The organism is Pseudomonas nicosulfuronedens (assembly GCF_005877905.1).
Lineage (GTDB): Bacteria > Pseudomonadota > Gammaproteobacteria > Pseudomonadales > Pseudomonadaceae > Pseudomonas > Pseudomonas nicosulfuronedens.
In genome coordinates this window covers 55,132-72,906 of the sequence record NZ_SWDV01000004.1, presented here as the reverse complement: position 1 = coordinate 72,906, position 17,775 = coordinate 55,132, and the positions used below count along the sequence as shown (strand labels likewise).

18 protein-coding genes are annotated in these 17,775 nt (G+C 66.1%); 9 read left to right on the top strand and 9 right to left on the bottom strand.

The genetic code is table 11. The features are described from left to right. Window positions 1–21: 21 nt before the first annotated feature. Window positions 22–606 carry an RNA polymerase sigma factor RpoE/AlgU gene (gene rpoE / locus FAS41_RS05725; protein WP_024765535.1) on the bottom strand — a complete coding sequence of 195 codons (585 nt, stop codon included), beginning with the start codon at window positions 604–606 and terminating at the stop codon, window positions 22–24. A gap of 461 nt (window positions 607–1,067) precedes the next feature. Here rpoE and nadB point away from each other — a divergent pair, with 461 nt between their 5' ends. Then, window positions 1,068–2,684 (top strand): L-aspartate oxidase, encoded by a 1,617-nt coding sequence (nadB, locus tag FAS41_RS05720; RefSeq protein ID WP_138520654.1) that lies wholly within the window; start codon window positions 1,068–1,070, stop codon window positions 2,682–2,684. Here nadB and FAS41_RS05715 read toward each other — a convergent pair. Both FAS41_RS05715 and FAS41_RS05710 read right to left on the bottom strand, forming a co-directional pair. Beyond that, entirely contained in the window at window positions 2,653–3,105 is a 453-nt protein-coding gene (locus FAS41_RS05715; protein ID WP_138520653.1) for a protein YgfX, read from the bottom strand. The genes nadB and FAS41_RS05715 overlap by 32 nt on opposite strands. Beyond that, the gene (locus tag FAS41_RS05710; protein ID WP_015476083.1) at window positions 3,089–3,343 is read right to left on the bottom strand and encodes an FAD assembly factor SdhE; all 255 of its coding nucleotides are present in this window, start codon (window positions 3,341–3,343) and stop codon (window positions 3,089–3,091) included. The genes FAS41_RS05715 and FAS41_RS05710 overlap by 17 nt, the downstream gene beginning before the upstream one ends. 170 nt (window positions 3,344–3,513) lie before the next feature. Between FAS41_RS05710 and ygfZ the strand changes: the two genes are divergently transcribed. Continuing rightward, entirely contained in the window at window positions 3,514–4,449 is a 936-nt protein-coding gene (ygfZ, locus tag FAS41_RS05705; protein ID WP_138520852.1) for a CAF17-like 4Fe-4S cluster assembly/insertion protein YgfZ, read from the top strand. 45 nt (window positions 4,450–4,494) lie between these two features. Continuing rightward, window positions 4,495–5,331, top strand: a complete 837-nt coding sequence (locus FAS41_RS05700; protein ID WP_081517625.1) for an HDOD domain-containing protein — start codon at window positions 4,495–4,497, stop codon at window positions 5,329–5,331. Window positions 5,332–5,530: 199 nt separating this feature from the next. Here the strand turns inward: FAS41_RS05700 and FAS41_RS05695 are convergent, their stop codons facing one another. Then, window positions 5,531–6,916, bottom strand: coding sequence for a sensor histidine kinase (locus tag FAS41_RS05695; RefSeq protein ID WP_171049450.1), 1,386 nt, complete (start codon window positions 6,914–6,916; stop codon window positions 5,531–5,533). A 13-nt stretch (window positions 6,917–6,929) separates the two neighbouring features. After that, a complete protein-coding gene (locus tag FAS41_RS05690; RefSeq protein ID WP_024765529.1) occupies window positions 6,930–7,601 on the bottom strand; it encodes a response regulator in 672 nt (223 codons plus the stop codon). A gap of 286 nt (window positions 7,602–7,887) precedes the next feature. Here FAS41_RS05690 and FAS41_RS05685 point away from each other — a divergent pair, with 286 nt between their 5' ends. The 4 genes from FAS41_RS05685 to FAS41_RS05670 are packed head-to-tail and all read left to right on the top strand — an operon-like array spanning window position 7,888 to window position 12,229. Next, the gene (locus FAS41_RS05685; RefSeq protein WP_138520651.1) at window positions 7,888–9,174 is read left to right on the top strand and encodes an OprD family porin; all 1,287 of its coding nucleotides are present in this window, start codon (window positions 7,888–7,890) and stop codon (window positions 9,172–9,174) included. Window positions 9,175–9,203: 29 nt separating this feature from the next. Continuing rightward, a complete protein-coding gene (locus tag FAS41_RS05680) occupies window positions 9,204–10,181 on the top strand; it encodes a Bug family tripartite tricarboxylate transporter substrate binding protein (RefSeq protein ID WP_138520650.1) in 978 nt (325 codons plus the stop codon). Between the two features lie 49 nt (window positions 10,182–10,230). Further along, window positions 10,231–10,698 (top strand): tripartite tricarboxylate transporter TctB family protein, encoded by a 468-nt coding sequence (locus FAS41_RS05675; protein ID WP_138520649.1) that lies wholly within the window; start codon window positions 10,231–10,233, stop codon window positions 10,696–10,698. 10 nt (window positions 10,699–10,708) lie between these two features. Beyond that, on the top strand, window positions 10,709–12,229 hold the full coding sequence (locus FAS41_RS05670) for a tripartite tricarboxylate transporter permease (RefSeq protein ID WP_138520648.1): 1,521 nt from the start codon (window positions 10,709–10,711) through the stop codon (window positions 12,227–12,229). Between the two features lie 90 nt (window positions 12,230–12,319). Here the strand turns inward: FAS41_RS05670 and FAS41_RS05665 are convergent, their stop codons facing one another. The 3 genes from FAS41_RS05665 to FAS41_RS05655 are packed head-to-tail and all read right to left on the bottom strand — an operon-like array spanning window position 12,320 to window position 13,995. Beyond that, on the bottom strand, window positions 12,320–12,685 hold the full coding sequence (locus FAS41_RS05665; RefSeq protein ID WP_138520647.1) for a hypothetical protein: 366 nt from the start codon (window positions 12,683–12,685) through the stop codon (window positions 12,320–12,322). Continuing rightward, a complete protein-coding gene (gene ung / locus FAS41_RS05660; RefSeq protein WP_138520646.1) occupies window positions 12,682–13,374 on the bottom strand; it encodes a uracil-DNA glycosylase in 693 nt (230 codons plus the stop codon). Before ung ends, FAS41_RS05665 begins: the two co-directional genes overlap by 4 nt. 54 nt (window positions 13,375–13,428) lie before the next feature. Beyond that, window positions 13,429–13,995 carry a hypothetical protein gene (locus tag FAS41_RS05655; RefSeq protein ID WP_138520645.1) on the bottom strand — a complete coding sequence of 189 codons (567 nt, stop codon included), beginning with the start codon at window positions 13,993–13,995 and terminating at the stop codon, window positions 13,429–13,431. 210 nt (window positions 13,996–14,205) lie between these two features. Between FAS41_RS05655 and FAS41_RS05650 the strand changes: the two genes are divergently transcribed. After that, window positions 14,206–15,453, top strand: coding sequence for an ABC transporter substrate-binding protein (locus FAS41_RS05650; RefSeq protein WP_138520644.1), 1,248 nt, complete (start codon window positions 14,206–14,208; stop codon window positions 15,451–15,453). A gap of 1 nt (window position 15,454) precedes the next feature. On the opposite strand, the gene FAS41_RS05645 is transcribed toward FAS41_RS05650, so the two are convergent. Next, on the bottom strand, window positions 15,455–16,333 hold the full coding sequence (locus FAS41_RS05645; RefSeq protein WP_138520643.1) for an AraC family transcriptional regulator: 879 nt from the start codon (window positions 16,331–16,333) through the stop codon (window positions 15,455–15,457). A gap of 179 nt (window positions 16,334–16,512) precedes the next feature. Between FAS41_RS05645 and FAS41_RS05640 the strand changes: the two genes are divergently transcribed. Further along, window positions 16,513–17,676, top strand: coding sequence for an isobutyryl-CoA dehydrogenase (locus FAS41_RS05640; protein ID WP_138520642.1), 1,164 nt, complete (start codon window positions 16,513–16,515; stop codon window positions 17,674–17,676). Window positions 17,677–17,775: the final 99 nt, after the last annotated feature.

Genomic DNA, 17,775 nt, shown 5'->3' with positions numbered 1-17,775 from the left:
CTCTTGGCTTCTGCCGCTGTATCAGACTTCATCATGCAACAAAGGCTGCAAAGCTTTGTCGATCGCTTCCCGCGCACGGAAGATCCGTGAGCGGACGGTCCCCACCGGACACTGCATCACGGTGGCGATATCTTCGTAACTCAGGCCTTCGAACTCGCGCAGGGTCAAAGCCGTGCGCAGATCATCGGGCAGCTGCTGGATGGTGCGATGGACGGTTTCCTCGATCTCATCCCGCAGCATGGCTCTTTCCGGCGACTCGATGTCCTTCAGGGCATGATCGCCATCGAAGAACTCCGCATCCTCTGCCGTGACATCGCTGTCCGGCGGCCGCCGACCGCGCGCAACCAGATGGTTCTTCGCGGTGTTGATGGCGATACGGTACAGCCAGGTATAAAAGGCACTGTCACCCCGGAAGTTACCCAAGGCGCGATACGCCTTGATGAATGCTTCCTGTGCAACATCCTGGGCTTCCTGGGCGTCATGCACGAATCGCACGATCAGCCCCAGAATCTTGTGCTGGTACTTCAGCACCAGCAGGTCGAATGCCCGTTTATCTCCGCGCTGTACCCGTTCAACCAGTTGCTGATCCGTTTCCTGGGTTAGCATGAATGCTCCTCTGAAAACCTGGAGGAGCTTCGAGCACCCTGGTGAATCGTCCTGCCAAGATAGACTCGGGTCTTTTGCAAAAGTTCTCCCCTCCAAGCATGCGCCGCACAGTTTTTTCACATTTGCGGCAATCGGACCCCGACATGTGTCCGAAGCCCGTCAAATTCAACTGCACCGGGCGGAACACCCGCTCCCCTTCCGCGCAATGTCAATCTGCGCGCAAAGTTGATTGGGTATTCCGAGTTCGAACCGGAACGCCTGAAAAAGTTCCGGTGATTTGCCGTGATCGTTCAATGACTTCGACGCTACCCCTGGCGCCTGCCGGACCGGCTTGAGCGGAGAAGAAAGCTTCCCGCCCTGCGACTGCCGCCCCACCGCACGAGCCTTCGGTGTCATCGGTTCGCCAGTATTGTGCCGTGGCCCCCTTCTATATACTAGGGCGCCATTTTGTGGAGCCGGGTATGAGTCAGCATTTCCAGCACGATGTCCTAGTGATCGGCAGCGGGGCCGCCGGCCTGACGCTGGCTTTGACGCTGCCTTCGCACCTGAAGATCGCCGTGCTGAGCAAGGGCGAACTTTCCCAGGGCTCCACCTTCTGGGCCCAGGGCGGCGTCGCTGCCGTGCTGGACGATACCGATACCGTGGAGTCCCACGTCGAGGACACCCTGGTCGCCGGCGCCGGCCTGTGCCGCGAGGACGCGGTGAAGTTCACCGTCGAGCATAGCCGCGAGGCGATCCAGTGGCTGATCGAACAGGGCGTGCCCTTCACCCGCGACCACGAGCCGGGCCGCGAGGACGGCAGTTTCGAATTTCACCTGACCCGTGAAGGCGGCCACAGCCATCGCCGGATCATCCACGCCGCCGACGCCACCGGCGCCGCGATCTTCAACGCCTTGCTGGAACAGGCCCGGCAGCGGCCGAACATCGAACTGCTGTCGCAACGGGTCGCCGTCGACCTGATCACCGAGCAGAAACTGGGGATGGACGGTCAACGCTGCCTCGGCGCCTACGTCCTCGACCGCTCCACCGGCGAAGTGGATACCTTCAGCGCACGCTTCACCGTGCTGGCCTCCGGCGGCGCCAGCAAGGTCTACCTCTACACCAGCAACCCTGACGGCAACTCCGGCGACGGCATCGCCATGGCCTGGCGCGCCGGCTGCCGGGTCGGCAACCTGGAGTTCAACCAGTTCCACCCGACCTGCCTGTACCACCCGCAGGCCAAGAGTTTCCTGATCACTGAAGCACTGCGCGGTGAAGGCGCTCTGCTCCGCCTACCCAACGGCGAGCGCTTCATGCCTCGCTTCCACACCCTGGGCGAACTCGCCCCGCGCGACGTGGTGGCCCGCGCCATCGACCACGAGATGAAGCGCCTGGGCATCGACTACGTCTACCTGGACATCAGCCACAAGCCGGCCGAGTTCATCCGCGAGCACTTCCCCACCGTCTACGAGCGCTGCCTGGACTTCGGCATCGACATCACCTGCGAGCCCATCCCGGTGGTGCCGGCGGCGCATTACACCTGCGGCGGGGTGCTGGTCGACTCCCAGGGCCGCACCGATGTACCGAACCTCTATGCCATCGGCGAAACCACCTTCACCGGCCTGCATGGTGCCAACCGCATGGCCAGCAACTCGCTGCTGGAGTGCTTCGTCTATGCCCGATCGGCCGCCGCCGACATCCTCGCCGAACTGCCCAAGGCCCAGACGCTGGTCGCGTTACCCTGCTGGGACGCCAGCCAGGTGACCGACTCGGACGAAGACGTGATCATCGCCCACAACTGGGACGAACTGCGGCGCTTCATGTGGGACTATGTGGGCATCGTGCGCACCAACAAGCGCCTGGCGCGCGCCCAGCACCGCGTGCGCCTGCTGCTGGACGAGATCGACGAGTTCTACTCGAACTACAAGGTCAGCCGCGACCTGATCGAGCTGCGCAACCTGGCCCAGGTGGCCGAGCTGATCATCCTCTCCGCCATGCAGCGCCACGAGAGCCGCGGCCTGCACTACACGCTGGACTACCCGGACCTGCTGCCCGAGGCCCGCGACACTATCCTGGCGCCGTCCACCTATTGCGGCTGAAGCGCAGTCGCACGCGCAGGCGCCGGTGCAACTCCGGCGCCAGTGCATCGGCCGGAACGCAAACGCTGCGCGCCAGCCAGTCGTCGGGACGGCGGAAACGCAGGACGATCAATGAGGGCAGCGCCAGACTGTCCGCCATCAACTGCACCGATTGAAACCCCTCCCGCTCGCTCCACAACTGCCAGCCCTCGGCGTTGTGGCGCAGCGCACGCACCGAATCCGGCGCGCGCAATAGAATCCGCCCAGGCACAACCCAACAGGCATGCAGCAGGCAGAGGCTCAGACCGAGCGTTTTCCAGTGGAGGGGAATGTCCGCGAGCAGCAGCGCCAGAACGGCGCCCAGTTGCGCGGCGATGTAGGCCGCCAGCAAGCCGATGGACGGCTGCCAGCGGCACTCGAAGGGGTCACTTCGGCTGGACACGGTCCAGGATCATGCGAACGATGATGCGTAGGTCGGCATCTTCCGGCTCGCCGCGCTGCATGAACCAGCCGAACATGTCCTGATCCTCGCACTCCAGCAGCTTGCGGAAGCGCGCCTGATCGTCGGCGGGCAAGCCCGGGTAGACTTCCTGGACAAAGGGCACCAGCAGGACGTCCAGTTCCAGCATGCCGCGGCGGCTGTGCCAGAAAAGGCGTTTGAGTTCGATTTCGTCAGTCATCTGCGGGGCACCTCGATTAACAGCGGGCGAATACGTCTAGTCGCTCGCGAAATCGACGGACGGCGCGAGCCGAGCGGCATTATACGCATGCTCGGCCCACCCGGCACCCGCTGACAAGGCTGGGCCTGAGCTCTATCATGAGTCCCCTAACTTTCTTCCAGCGAATCGTGATGACCGACTCTGCTTTCTACACCGAACTCAATCACGAAGGGATTCTTGCCGTCCGTGGCGCGGACGCTGCCAAATTCCTCCAGGGCCAGCTGACCTGCAACCTCAACTACCTCAATGCCGAATACTCCAGCCTCGGCGCCCGTTGCACGCCCAAGGGGCGCATGACCTCCAGCTTCCGCATCCTCGCCGAAGGCGACGGCTTTCTGCTGGCCATGGCCAACGACCTGCTGGAAAGCCAGCTGACGGACCTGAAGAAGTACGCGGTGTTCTCCAAGGCCACCCTCTCCGATGACAGCGCCCAGTGGGCGCGCTTCGGCCTCAGCGGTGCGGATGCCGTCCTCGCTGAACTGGGCCTGAGCCTCTCCGGAGAAGCCGACCAGGTAGCGCGGGCCGACGGTCTGATCGCCATCGGCCTTGGCCAGGGCCGTGTCGAGCTCTGGGCCCCGGCCGAACGCGCCGTCGCCATCGCCGACCTGCTGCAGGCCCGCCTGCCCCACGCCAACCTCAACGACTGGCTGCTCGGCCAGGTTCGCGCCGGCGTCGGCCAGGTGTTCGGTGCCACTCGCGAGCAGTTCATCCCGCAGATGATCAACCTGCAGGCCGTGGGCGGTGTCAGCTTCAAGAAGGGCTGCTACACCGGCCAGGAAATCGTCGCGCGCATGCAGTACCTCGGCCGCCTCAAGCGCCGCCTGCAGCGCCTGAAACTCGATAGCGCCGAACTGCCGGAGCCGGGCCGCGAGCTGTTCTCGCCGGTACACTCCACCAGCGTCGGTGAAGTGGTACTGGCCGCCCGTGCGGCCGATGGCGTGGAGCTGCTCGCCGTGCTGCAGGACGACGCCGCGACCGACGGCAACGTGCGCCTGGGCGAGGACCAGCCCCTGCGCCTGCTGGATCTGCCTTACGTTCTGGACAGCGACCGCGAGATCCAGCGCTGAATTTCGTGCCGGGCGGGGAGCCCGGCTTTCCCTGAAGGACACTTCATGAGCAAGCTTGCCGAAAAAGTACAACAGGAACTGCTGCGGGCCATCGACAACGATGAGCTGGTGCTGCCGACGCTGCCGGAAGTCGCCCTGCGCGTCCGGGAAGCGGCGGAAGACCCGGACATCAGCATCCAGGACCTGGCCAAGGTGATCGGCAACGACGCCGCCCTGACCGCGCGCATCATCAAGGTGGTGAACAGCCCGCTGCTGCGCACCAACAAGGAAATCACCGACCTGCAGATGGCGATCAGCCGCCTGGGGATCAACTACACCTGCAACCTGGCCACCGGCCTTGCCATGGAGCAGATGTTCCAGGCCACTTCCGATGTGGTCGACCGCAAGATGCGCGAGGTGTGGAACAAGAGCACCGAGATCGCCGGCATCTGCCACGCCCTGTGCCGTCACTACACCCGACTGGCGCCGGACCAGGCGACCCTGGCCGGCCTGGTGCACCAGATCGGCGTACTGCCGATCCTCACCTACGCCGAGGAGCACAGCGAACTGCTGGCCGACTCCATCAGCCTCAACCACGTGATCGAGCGCATCCACCCGGTCATCGGCGACCGCATCCTCAAGGCCTGGGACTTCCCGGCGCCGATCGCCGCCGTGCCGGGCCAGCACCTGGACTTCAGCCGCGACTCGGCCAAGGTCGACTACGTGGACATCGTCCAGGTCGCCACCCTGCAGAGCTACCTCGGCAGCCAGCACCCCTACACCGAGCTGGACTGGGCGACCATCCCGGCCTTCGCCAAGCTGGGTCTGGACCCGAAGGCGGACGTGAAGGAAGACGAAGACCTCTCCGCCGCCATGGAAGCGGCCATGAGCATGCTTCAGTAACACCGGCCATAGAACCCCTGCCCCCCCAACCTGCGGTTCAGGCGCAGGGATCTTCGTAGGAGCGAGCTTGCTCGCGAAAGGCCAAGCGCCCGTGCTGCCGGCAAGCCCGTTCGCGAGCAAGCTCGCTCCTATAAAAGACCGCCTTGCTGTCGTGCTGCTCCCGAAACCCGCCCTCGCCGGCGGGTTTCGCGTTTCTGGCTCAAGCGTTTTCCGCCGGGAAGGTCACCCGCACCAGCAACCCGCCCAGTTCTCCCTGGCCCAGTTCGATACGGGCGCGGTGCGCAGTGCAGATCTCGCCGACGATCGCCAGGCCCAGGCCGGTGCCCTGCTGACGGCGGCGGTAGAAGCGGCGGAACACCTTGTCGCGCTCCTCCGTCGGAATGCCGGGGCCGTCGTCCTCGACCTCCAGCTCCGCTGGCGCGCGCACGCGGATGATCACATTGCCATCCGCCGGCGCGTGGGCGATGGCGTTGTCCACCAGGTTGCTGAGCAGCTCGTTGAGCAGGGTCGGATCGCCCTTCACCCAGGCCGGCTCGTCCGCCTCCAGCGCCAGCGACACACCGCGCGAATACGCCAGCGGCGCCAGCGCCAGGCCGAGTTCGCGGGCAAGCTGGCCGAGCTCGATGCGTTCCCCCGCGCCTTCGGCGATAGCCCTCGCGCCGCTTTCCACGCGCGCCAGGGAGAGCAACTGGTTGGCCAGCCCGGTCACCCGGTCGGTGTTCAGTACCGCGTCCACCAGCGTCGCGCGCCATTGCTGCGGGTCCTGTTCACGCAGGCCCAGCTCCAGCCGCGCCTTGAGCGCCGCCAGCGGGGTGCGCAACTCGTGGGAAGCCTCGGCGATGAACTGCGACTGGCGGTCGAACAACCCGCGCAAGCGCACGGTGAAGTGGTTGAGCGCCGCCACCAGCGGGCGCAGCTCTTTCTGCACGCGGACTTCCGGCAACGGCCGCAGGTCGTCCGGCTGGCGCTCCTCCACCGCTTCGCGCAGACGGTCGAGCGGGCGCAGGCCGGCGCTCACCGCGTACCAGACCATCATCAGCGCGGCGATGGCCGATAGCGCGAGGTTGAGCAGGGTATCGGCCAGCAGGTTGCGTGCGAGCCGCTCGCGGGCGCCCATGGTTTCGGCGACGCGGATTTCCGCCATGCCATTGACCGTCGGCTGGCTCACCGGCTGCAACAGGCTGACCACCCGCACGCCCTGCCCTTCGTAGGTAGCGTCGTAGAACTTGGCCAACGCCGGATAGTCGTCGGTGCGCGGCGTAGTCGGCAGCGGCGCCGGCAGGTTCTCATAGCCGGAAATCATGTTCCCCTGGGGGTCGATCACCTGGTAGAAGATGCGCCCGGCGCTGTCGTACTCGAAGCTGTCCAGCGCCACATAGGGCACGTTGGCGCGCAGGGTACCGTCGCTGGCGTAGAGGCCATCGGCGATATCCCGCGCCGACGCCAGCAGGGTGCGGTCATAGGCGATGTCGGCGGCATGCCTGGCGCGCCAGTAGGTGGCCGCGCTGCCGATCAGCAACAGCACCAGCAGCAGGCCGCCGAGGCGCCAGAGCAGGCGCCCTCGCAGGCTTCCCGTGCCGGGCAGCACCCAGCGCCGTTCAGCCATCCTGGGCCTCGAGCAGGTAGCCCAGGCCACGGAAGGTGACGATGCGTACCGAGCTGCCTTCGAGCTTCTTGCGCAGGCGATGGACGTAGATCTCGATGGCATCGGCGCTCGCGTCCTGATCGAGGCCGAATACCTGCGCCGCCAGCTGCTCCTTGCTCATCACCCGACCCGGCCGGGCAATCAGGGCTTCGAGCACGGCCTGCTCGCGGGAGGTCAGGTTCATCGCCTGCTCGGCCAGGGTGAAGCGCCGCGCGCCAAGGTCGTAGACCAGCTCGCCGCAACGTTGCTGTTGCTCGCCACCGAGCACGCTGCGGCGCAGCAGGGCCTTCACCCGCGCCTCCAGCTCGGTGAGTTCGAAGGGCTTGGCCAGGTAATCGTCGGCGCCCAGGTTCAGCCCGTGCACGCGGTCGCGCACCTCGCCACGGGCGGTGAGCATCAGCACCGGGAGGGTCTTGCCGCGCTCGCGCAGGCGCGCTAGCACCTGGAAGCCGTCCAGGCGCGGCAGGCCGACATCGAGGATCGCCAGGGCGTAGTCCTCGCTAGCCAGAGCCAGGTCGGCGGCCACGCCGTCCTGCAGCAGGTCCACGGTCCAACCGGCGCCCTTGAGTGCTTGGGCGACGCTTTCGCCGAGTTGCGGATGGTCTTCAACCAGGAGAATTCGCATGCGTTTGTCCCCCTCGGACGACAGGTTCGGGCCGGCAGTTTACCCATCCGCGCGCCACTGTGAATGGGGGAAATTCGCTGAAATCACTGCGAAAGGAGACTGAAAGCCTGGCGAAAGCTTAGCCCGTTAGCATCGCCAACGAGCCGCCTCCCAACCCCGTTTTTTTCAGCGCCGACTGCCCAGGCGCAACGGCGGGAGCAGCGGACTCGATGACGGCAAAGACCGTCAACAGAGCGGAAGGCGGCGTGGTGCCCTTTCGCGACAACAACAAGAACGGAGACCACAGATGACCGCCCAGCCTTTGGCTGCAACGGCTTTTGCCAAGCCCAACTCCCGCTGCCTGACGCCCGCCCTGCTGGCTTTTGCCGGGGTCGCCCCACTGTGCGATGCCGCCGGCTTCATCGAAGACAGCAGCGCCACGCTCAGCACCCAGAACATCTACTTCAACCGCGATTTCCGCGACGGCGCCGGCCAGTCCAAGCGCGAAGAATGGGCGCAGGGATTCATCCTCGATTTCCAGTCCGGCTACACGCCCGGCACCATTGGCGTCGGCCTCGATGCCATGGGCATGCTCGGCCTGAAGCTCGACTCCTCGCCAGACCGCACCGGCACCGGCCTGTTGCCGACCCACGACGACGGCCGCGCCGCTGACGAGTACAGCAAGCTGGGCCTGACCGCCAAGTTCAAGGCCTCCGAGACGGAGTTGAAAGTCGGCAGCCTGATCCCCGACCTGCCGACCCTGCAGCCCAATGACAGCCGCCTGTTCCCGCAGACCTTCGAAGGCGGGCTGCTCAACTCCACCGACCTGCCGGGCCTGAACTTCACCGGCGGGCGCCTGGAGAAGGTCAAGGACCGCGACTCCACCGACTGGCAGGACCTCGCGCTGAACAACAAGAACCGCCGCTTCTCCGGCGGCAGTGCCGAAGGCAAGCACTACGACCTGGTCGGTGGCGACTACAAACTCACCGATCACCTCACCGGCCGCTACCACTACGCGCAGCTGGACGAAGTCTACCGCCAGCACTTCGTCGGCCTGCTCGCAACCTATCCGCTCGGCCCTGGCAAGTTCAGCGCCGACGTGCGCCTGGCCATCAGCGACGACCAGGGCGAAGCACGCGGCGGCGAGATCGACAACCGCGCCTTCAACGGCATGCTCGCCTACACCCTGGGCGCCAACAAGTTCAGCCTCGGCTGGCAGCAGATGAGCGGCGACAGCGCCTTCCCCTACATCGATGGCAGCAACCCCTACCTCGTCAACTTCGTCCAGGTCGGCGACTTCGCCGAGACCGACGAACGCTCCTGGCAGGTGCGCCACGACTATGACTTCGCCGGCCTCGGCCTCCCCGGCCTGACCCTGATGAATCGCTACATCAGTGGCGATAATGCCAAAATCAACGGCATGGACGGTCACGGCAAGGAATGGGAGCGCAACACCGACATCAAGTACGTGATCCAGAGCGGTCCGCTCAAGGACGTGGCAGTGCGCGTGCGCAACGCCACTTACCGCTCCAGTTTCGCGCGCGATGCCGACGAGACGCGCATCTACCTCAGCTACTCGCTGGCGATCTGGTAAACCGACAACAACAAGAGAGGAATCGCACCATGTCCACCGTCCTGCGCAACTTGACCCTGGCCGGCGCCACGCTGCTCGCCGCCAGCCAACTGATGGCCGAGCCCAAGCGCCCGGAATGCATTGCCCCGGCTTCTCCCGGCGGCGGCTTCGACCTCACCTGCAAGCTGGCGCAGAGCGCCCTGGTGGACGAGAAGCTGCTGACCAAGCCGATGCGCGTCACCTACATGCCCGGCGGCGTCGGTGCCGTGGCCTACAACGCAGTAGTCGCCCAGCGACCGGCCGACGGCAACACCATCACCGCCTTCTCCAGCGGCTCGCTGCTGAACCTGGCCCAGGGCAAATTCGGCCGTTTCGACGAGAACGCCGTGAAGTGGCTGGCCGCCGTCGGCACCAGCTACGGCGCCATCGCCGTGCCCAGCGACTCGCCGTACCAGAACCTCGGCGACCTGGTGGCCGCGCTCAAGGCCGATCCGGGCAAGGTAGTGATCGGCTCCGGCGGCACCGTCGGCAGCCAGGACTGGATGCAGACCGCGCTGATCGCCAAAGCCGCCGGCATCGATCCGAAGCAGCTGCGTTACGTCGCCCTCGAAGGCGGCGGCGAGATCGCCACGGCGCTGCTCGGCGGGCACATCCAGGTGGGCAGCACGGACATCTCCGACTCCATGCCGCACATCCGCGCCGGCAAGATGCGCATCCTCGCGGTGTTCTCCGAGGAGCGCCTGAAGGATGAAGGCATGGCCGATATCCCTACCGCCAAGGAGCAGGGCTTCGACATTGTCTGGCCGGTGGTGCGCGGCTTCTACGTCGGGCCGAAGGTGAGCGACGAGGACTACCAGTTCTGGAAGGCCTCCTTCGACAAGCTGCTGGCCTCGGAGGACTTCGCCAGGCTGCGTGACCAGCGCGAGCTGTTCCCCTTCGCCATGACCGGTCCGGAGCTGGACGCCTACGTGAAGCAGCAGGTCGCCCAGTACAAGCAGCTGGCCCGCGAGTTCGGCCTCATCCAGTAACGCCCCGTGCGGCGCCGCCTTCAGCGAAGGCGGCGCAAGGAGACTCCCCATGTCCCGTACCAGCCTCTTCCAGCGGCTGTTCGCCGGCGCCTGGCTGCTCGCCTGCGTCGCCTTCGCCCTGATCGCCTGGCAACTCCAGGCGCCCTTTTCCTACGAACCGGTCGGCCCGCGCGCCTATCCGCTGCTCTGCCTGGGCCTGATGACCGCCGGCCTGGCCTGGCTGATCGTGCGGCCCACGCCAATCAAGCGCGAGGACGACGAGCCCGCGCTGGAGGGCGCACTGCTGGGCAAGGTGGTGCTCTGCGTCGTCCTGCTGGCGGTCTATGCCGGCCTGTTCGAGCCGCTGGGCTTCATCCCCGCCAGCGCCCTGGTCGGCACCTTCATCGCGCTGATCTACGGCGGTCGTCCGGTGGCCAGCGTCATCACCGCCACGCTGCTCGCCATCGGCCTCTACGTGCTGTTCGACCGCACCCTGGACGTCCCGCTGCCGCTGGGCATCCTCGACCCTCTGCTCTGAGGAAACCGTCATGGAAACATTGAGCTACCTCGGGCAAGGCTTCGGCGTCGCCCTGACCCCGTACAACCTGATCACCGCACTGATCGGCACCTTGATCGGCACGGTCGTCGGCCTGCTGCCGGGTCTGGGCCCGATCAACGGCGTGGCCCTGCTGATCCCGGTCGCCTTCGCCCTCGGCCTGCCGCCGGAGTCGGCGCTGATCCTGCTGGCCGCCGTGTACCTGGGCTGCGAGTACGGCGGCCGGATTTCCTCGATCCTGCTGAACATTCCCGGCGAAGCCTCCACCGTGATGACCACCCTCGACGGCTACCCCATGGCCCGCAACGGCCTGGCCGGCGTGGCCCTGTCGCTGTCGGCCTGGAGCTCGTTCATCGGCGCCTTCATCGCCACCTGCGGCATGGTGCTGTTCGCCCCGCTGCTGGCGAAATGGGCGATCGCCTTCGGCCCGGCGGAATACTTCGTGCTGATGGTCTTCGCCATCGTCGCCCTGGGCGGCCTGGCCGGCGACCGACCGCTGAAGACGCTGCTGGCGGCGCTGCTGGGGCTATTCCTCTCCAGCGTCGGGATCGACGCCAACAGCGGCGTGTACCGCTTCACCTTCGACAACATCCACGTCTCCGACGGCATCCAGTTCGTGGTGCTGGTACTTGGCCTGTTCTCGGTCAGCGAAATACTCCTGCTGCTGGAGAAGACCCACCACGGCCACAAGATGGTCGAGGCCAGCGGACGCATGCTGTTCAACGCCAAGGAAGCCGCCTCAGTGGCGGTGGTGAACCTGCGCTGCGGCCTGCTCGGCTTCATCATGGGCGTACTGCCCGGCGCCGGTGCGACCCTGGCCAGCGCCGTGGCCTACATGACCGAGAAGAAGATGGCCGGCGAGTCGGGCAAGTTCGGCAAGGGCGACCTGCGTGGCCTGGCCGCCCCGGAAACCGCCATCGGCGCCTCTGCCTGTGGCGCACTGGTGCCGATGCTGACCCTCGGCGTCCCCGGCTCGGGCACTACCGCGGTGATGATCGGCGCGCTCAGCCTGTACAACATCACCCCCGGCCCGCTGCTGTTCCAGGAACAGCCGAACATCGTCTGGGGCCTGATCGCCTCGCTGTTCATCGCCAACGTCATGCTGATCATCCTCAACGTGCCGATGGTCCGGGTGTTCACCCGCATCCTCTCGGTGCCGAACTGGGCACTGGTGCCGGGCATCGCGATCATCACCGCCATCGGCGTGTACGCCGTGCACGCCACCACCTTCGACCTGTTCCTGATGGTCGCCATCGGCATCCTCGGCTACATCCTGCGCAAGCTGGACTTCCCGCTTTCGCCGCTGCTGCTGGGCTTCATCCTCGGCGGGCTGATGGAGCAGAACCTGCGCCGCGCGCTGTCCATCTCCAATGGCGAGCTGGGCATCCTCTGGTCCAGCCCCATCGCCATCGGCACCTGGGCGCTGGTCGCGCTGATGCTCGGCCTGCCGCTGTACCGCGCCTGGCGCAAGCGCGCTCGCCGCTCCCGTGAGACGCTGGCTGACGCTGCGTAAAAGGTAACCACGCTCGCCGCGCCGAGAGACACGCGGCGACTTTCAAGGCCCGCCTTTGTGCGGGCCTCTTTTTTGGACGAGTGGGGCGAGTCAGGAAGCCGGAGAAACGCGTAGCGGAATGGTCCAGCGCTCGCCGCTGACCGGCTTGCTGCAAACCACTTCGACGACCTTGCGGGTGAGCTCGCGGCCATCCGGCGCGAACAGGCGTACCTCGCCCCAGCGAGTGCTCAATGGAACGGAGCACCGCGCAACAAGGGTCTTCAGATTAGGCTCGGCGACAACCCGTTCGCCGTTGTCGCGAGCATTCTCGGCAGCCACGAAGGCGCGGGCCGCCTGGTCGATCTCGTACAGCCCCTGAACCGACTCAGTAGAGTGCCAGGCATCGAGGCTGGTAGCGAGGCAGTTCCCGCCGAGCAGCAGACCCGGCAGGAGCGCCAGCCCTGCGCACCGGGTCATACCGGAGGCAACGACCAGTCAATAGGCGTAAGCCCGTGCTGCTCCAGGAACTTGTTGGTACGGCTGAAATGGCCGTTGCCGAGGAAGCCGCGGTAGGCCGACAGCGGTGACGGGTGCGCGGACTTGAGCACCAGGTGCTTCTGCGCGTCGATCAGCTTCTGCTTGCTCTGCGCGTGGGAGCCCCAGAGCAGGAACACCAGGTTCTCGCAGCGCTGGCTGACCACTTCGATCACCTTGTCGGTGAACGGGCCCCAGCCCGCCTGGGCGTGGGAGCCGGCGCGGGCCTGCTCGACGGTGAGCGAGGTGTTGAGCAGCAGCACGCCCTGCTCTGCCCAGTGCTGCAGGTAGCCGTGGTTGGGAATCGGCAGGTTGAGGTCGCGTTGCAGCTCTTTATAGATGTTCTGCAACGACGGCGGCGTCGGCACGCCCGGCTGCACCGAGAAACACAGGCCGTGGGCCTGGCCTGGGCCGTGGTACGGGTCCTGGCCAATGATCACCACTTTGATGCGCTCCAGCGGCGTGGTGTTCAGCGCATTGAAGATCAGCGGACCGGGCGGGAAGATCACCTTGCCGGCCGCCTTCTCCGCGCGCAGGAACTCGCCCAGCTGCTTCATGTAGGGCTTCTCGAATTCCTCGTGGAGGGCTTCTTTCCAGCTGGGTTCCAGCTTGATCCGATCTTCGTTGGTCATGGTGCGTCTGCCTGGTGAAACGAACCGGCACGCTAAGCAAGCGCCCCGGCCAAGTCAAGGCGACTTGTGCCGCGCCGCCAGCGCCCGTTGCAACCGGGGCAACCCGCTGCCCAGCCGTGCAAACGCCCAGGCGACGATGGCCGCCATCAGGCCCAGATGGAACAGTTCGCGACGCGCCATGCCAGCCAGCTCACCCTGGGTGCCGATCAGCAAACCACTGCCGATGAACAGCAGCGCACCCAGCAGGGCCAGCACATAGCGCCGCGAACGTCCTGGCCAGGCGATCACCAGCAGCGCAACGAGGTTGGTCAGCAGTGTGACCTGGGAAGGCATCATCACCAGCGCCATGCACGCCAATAGCACAACTGCACGCTGCACGGGTGCGCCGGACAGCCGACCGAGCGCAATCAGCGGTAGCCCGGCAGCACCGGACACCACACTCGCCAGATGATGCGGCTCGGCCAACAACGCAATGCCGCCGTACTCCAGCGCACCGAGAAGCGCCGCGATGGCCATGGACAGGAAACCCAGCGCCCGCCAGCCCATTTGCTCTCGCAGGGCAAGCCAGGCGGCGACGGTGCAGGCCAGGGTCAACAGCAGTTCGGCAATCACGGGCAGCATCGGGCAGATCCTTCTCCGGGGGGTCGGCGAAGACTAGCGAGCCGCACCGCTGCGCGCACGGTCGAGTACGCCAGCGCAGGCGACGCCACGCGCCACCCTGCGTCCATCGGCCGCGCGGGGATTCGACCAAAGACCAATGGGAGCGGCCGACCAGTCTGTGCACAGTCCCTTCTTCGCTTCACCCGCCAATAAAAACAACAGGGAACGAACATGCGATTTCTGACTGCCGCACTCTCGCTGGTGGCTGCCCTCAGCTGCCTGGCGCAAGCCGCCGAACCGATCAACCTCGGCCTCAACTACCCCCGCACCGGCTCCTACAAGGAAGAAGGCCTCGCGCAGATGCGCGGCGCATTGCTCGCCATCGACGAGATCAACGCCCAGGGCGGCGTGCTTGGCCGACCGCTGCACCTGCTGAGCAAGGACGATGCCTCGCGCCCGGAAAAAGCCCTGCGCAATATCGACGCCATGGCCGCCGACGGCGCAGCGATGTTCTTCGGCGGCGCTTCCAGCGCGGTGGCCATCGCCGCCGGCGAACGGGCGGCGCAGAAGAAGCTGCTGTACTTCGGCACCCTCACCTACTCCAACGACACCACCGGCAAGGACGGCCAGCGCTACCTGTTCCGCGAGTGCAACAGCGCCTGGATGAGCGCCCGCGCCCTGGGCAGCTACCTGGGCCGCACACTGCCGGGCAAGCGCTACTTCTATGTCACTGCCAACTACACCTGGGGCCTGACCACCGAAAGCTCGCTGCGCCACTACACCGGCACCGAGGACGCCGCCCGGCATCCGTCGATCAAGGTCCCCTTCCCCGGCGCACGGCTTTCCGATTACCGCGATGCGCTGACCCAGGCAGCGGCGAGCAAGGCCGACGTGCTGGTACTGGCACTGTTCGGCGAGGATCTGGTGCACGCCATGCGCATCGCCGACGAACTGGGCCTGACGCGCAACCACCAGATCATCGCCCCCAACCTGACCCAGAGCATGGTCGAGTTGGCCGGCCCCGGCCTGATGCAGGGCGTGATCGGCACCGAACCCTGGACCTGGCAGGTGCCCGAGCGCGAAGGCTCGGCGCGCGGCCAGGCTTTCGTGCGCGATTTCACCCAACGCTACGGCGTCTACCCGGCGAGCTCCGCTGCATCGGCCTACAGCATCGTCTACCAGTGGGCCGACGCCGCGAAGCGCAGCGGCAGCCTGGACAGCGACGCGCTGGTCAAGGCGCTGGAAGGCCATCGCTACAGCCTGCTCAAGGGCGAGCAGCAATGGCGTGACTTCGACCACCAGAATATCCAGCGCGTCTACGTGGTGAAGGTGAAACCACGCGACGAGGTGCTGCGCGATCCGTTGCACCAGGACTACTTCGAGATCGTCGAGCACATGGACGGCCCAGAAGCGGCCCCGACCCTCGCCGAATGGCAGGCCGAACGCCGCGCCGCGGGCAAGCCGCTGACCCTGCAGTAACTCAGCCGGTATGCAGCGCCCGGTAGTGACTGGGCGCCATGCCCACCACACGCTTGAACAGCCGCGAGAAGTAGTACGGATCGGCGTAGCCCAATTGCTCGGCAACCTGGCGTACCTCCAGGTTGCCCTGGTCGAGCAGGCGGCAGGCGTGGGTCATTTTCAGCCGGATGAAATCCTGGATCGGCGCCTGGCCAGTCAGTGCGCGGTAGGTCTTGGCGAAGTGGAAGCGTGACAGGCGGAACTGCGCCGCCAGTTCGTCGAGATTCAGAGCATCGTGCAGGTGCTCGTGCATCATGGCCTGCACCGCCTCGACGTCCAACATGCGCCCAGACTTCAACCTCGCCCGCGCCGGGCGCAGGGCGAGAGAAGTCAGCAGGCTCTGCAGCAGATGGGCGGCATGGATGAAGTGCGGCAGGCTCAGGCCCTGGCGGCGCAGCGCCAATAGCGCGTCGAACTCCCCCAGAAGGCGCGGCTGCACTCCCACGCGCAGGCGCGGCGACTTGCCCAGCGGGCGTAGAAAGTCCTCGGCCAGCCGGCCCTCCAGATGTACCCAGAAGATCGACCAGGGTCTCTGGGGGTCGGCCCCGTAGGCGTGGGCGCGGCCCTTGGGCAGTACCAGAAGATCACCACCGGTTACCTCGAATCGTCCATCCGCCGTCTCCAGCCAGCCCTGCCCGGCACTGCAGTAGATCAGCAGGTGATCATCCGGGCTCTCCCGCTCCATACGATGCCCGACCGCTGCTGGGTAATAACCCAGGGCCAGCGGATAGCAAGCCTGGCCAAGCGGATGACGGTCCAACGCACGGCGCAGGCGCGGCGGGGTGATGAAGCGCACGCCCTGCTGCGGCAGCGGCCAGGTGGAAATCAGTGGGCGGGACATGGGTGCGAATCCGAAGGCAACAATGCCAAGATCGTCCATCTCCAACACAAGATCGTCAATCCACAGCCGATGGCGCAACGGCTATAACCGAAGGACTCTTTACCCAAGAGCCTCTTTACCAAAGAGCGCGCGCCACAAGCGCGAAGCGGTAGCCGACAAGAACAAGCAGAGGTAGCTGCATGCATTTCGATCTGTCCGAAGAACAACGCCTGCTGGTGGAGAGCGCTCGCGCCTTCGCCAGCCGCGAACTGGCCCCCCACGCCGCCGACTGGGACCGCCAGCACCACTTCCCGGTGGAGGTGATCCGCCGCGCCGCCGAGCAGGGCTACCTGGGCCTGTACATCGCCGAGGAAGACGGCGGCCTGGGCCTGTCACGCCTGTCCGCCTCGCTGATCTTCGAGCAACTGGCGGCGGGCTGCGTCGCCACCACCGCCTATATGACCATCCACAACATGGCCAGCTGGATGCTCGCCAGCTTCGGCGACGCCGCGCTCAAGGAGCAGTGGCTGCCGGGGCTGATCGGCGGCGAGCTGCTCGCCTCCTACTGCCTCACAGAACCGGACGCCGGCTCCGACGCCGCGCGCCTGCGCACCCGCGCCAAACGCGACGGCGACGACTATGTGCTCGATGGCGCCAAGACCTTTATTTCCGGCGCGGGTAGCACAGACGTGCTGATCGTCATGGCGCGCACCGGCGAGGAAGGCGCCAAGGGCATCTCCTGCTTCCTGGTGCCGGCCAACGCCGAGGGCATCCGCTACGGCCGCAACGAGGACAAGATGGGCTGGAAAGCGCAGCCGACCCGCACCATCACCTTCGAGGGCGTGCGCATCCCCGCCGGCAACCGCATCGGCCCGGAAGGCCAGGGTTTCGTCTATGCCATGAAGGGCCTGGACGGCGGCCGCCTGAACATCGCCAGTTGCTCCCTTGGCGCGGCCCAGGCCGCGCTGGAGCAGTCGCTGCGCTACGTCGAGGAGCGCAAGCAGTTCGGCAAGGCGCTGGCCGAGTTCCAGGCGCTGCAATTCAAGCTCGCCGACATGCTCACCGACCTCACCGCCAGCCGGCAGATGGTGCGCCTGGCTGCGCACAAGCTGGACCACAAGGACGGCGAGGCGACGCTGTATTGCGCCATGGCCAAGCGCTTCGCCACCGACCGCTGCTTCGCCCTGTGCAACGAGGCGCTGCAACTGCATGGCGGCTACGGCTACCTCAATGACTACCCGCTGGAGCGCTGGGTGCGCGACAGCCGTGTGCACCAGATCCTCGAGGGCACCAACGAGATCATGCGCGTCATCGTCGCCCGCCGCCTGCTGGAACAGGGCGGGATGCTGGACCGTTTGCTCTGAAATCAAATGGCCGAACCGTAGGGCGCATAACCTGGAACAGGTTATCCGCCGGCCCCTGGATGGCGGATAACGCTGACGCGTTATGCGCCCTACATGAAG

Coding starts and splice junctions, on each gene's coding strand:
- nadB (WP_138520654.1), top strand. CDS start 1,068: ATGAGTCAGCATTTCCAGCACGATGTCCTAGTGATCGGCAGCGGGGCC.
- FAS41_RS05690 (WP_024765529.1), bottom strand. CDS start 7,601: ATGCGAATTCTCCTGGTTGAAGACCATCCGCAACTCGGCGAAAGCGTC.
- rpoE (WP_024765535.1), bottom strand. CDS start 606: ATGCTAACCCAGGAAACGGATCAGCAACTGGTTGAACGGGTACAGCGC.
- FAS41_RS05655 (WP_138520645.1), bottom strand. CDS start 13,995: ATGCTGCCCGTGATTGCCGAACTGCTGTTGACCCTGGCCTGCACCGTC.
- FAS41_RS05670 (WP_138520648.1), top strand. CDS start 10,709: ATGGAAACATTGAGCTACCTCGGGCAAGGCTTCGGCGTCGCCCTGACC.
- FAS41_RS05685 (WP_138520651.1), top strand. CDS start 7,888: ATGACCGCCCAGCCTTTGGCTGCAACGGCTTTTGCCAAGCCCAACTCC.
- ygfZ (WP_138520852.1), top strand. CDS start 3,514: ATGACCGACTCTGCTTTCTACACCGAACTCAATCACGAAGGGATTCTT.
- FAS41_RS05650 (WP_138520644.1), top strand. CDS start 14,206: ATGCGATTTCTGACTGCCGCACTCTCGCTGGTGGCTGCCCTCAGCTGC.
- FAS41_RS05645 (WP_138520643.1), bottom strand. CDS start 16,333: ATGTCCCGCCCACTGATTTCCACCTGGCCGCTGCCGCAGCAGGGCGTG.
- FAS41_RS05710 (WP_015476083.1), bottom strand. CDS start 3,343: ATGACTGACGAAATCGAACTCAAACGCCTTTTCTGGCACAGCCGCCGC.
- FAS41_RS05640 (WP_138520642.1), top strand. CDS start 16,513: ATGCATTTCGATCTGTCCGAAGAACAACGCCTGCTGGTGGAGAGCGCT.
- FAS41_RS05700 (WP_081517625.1), top strand. CDS start 4,495: ATGAGCAAGCTTGCCGAAAAAGTACAACAGGAACTGCTGCGGGCCATC.
- ung (WP_138520646.1), bottom strand. CDS start 13,374: ATGACCAACGAAGATCGGATCAAGCTGGAACCCAGCTGGAAAGAAGCC.
- FAS41_RS05675 (WP_138520649.1), top strand. CDS start 10,231: ATGTCCCGTACCAGCCTCTTCCAGCGGCTGTTCGCCGGCGCCTGGCTG.
- FAS41_RS05665 (WP_138520647.1), bottom strand. CDS start 12,685: ATGACCCGGTGCGCAGGGCTGGCGCTCCTGCCGGGTCTGCTGCTCGGC.
- FAS41_RS05680 (WP_138520650.1), top strand. CDS start 9,204: ATGTCCACCGTCCTGCGCAACTTGACCCTGGCCGGCGCCACGCTGCTC.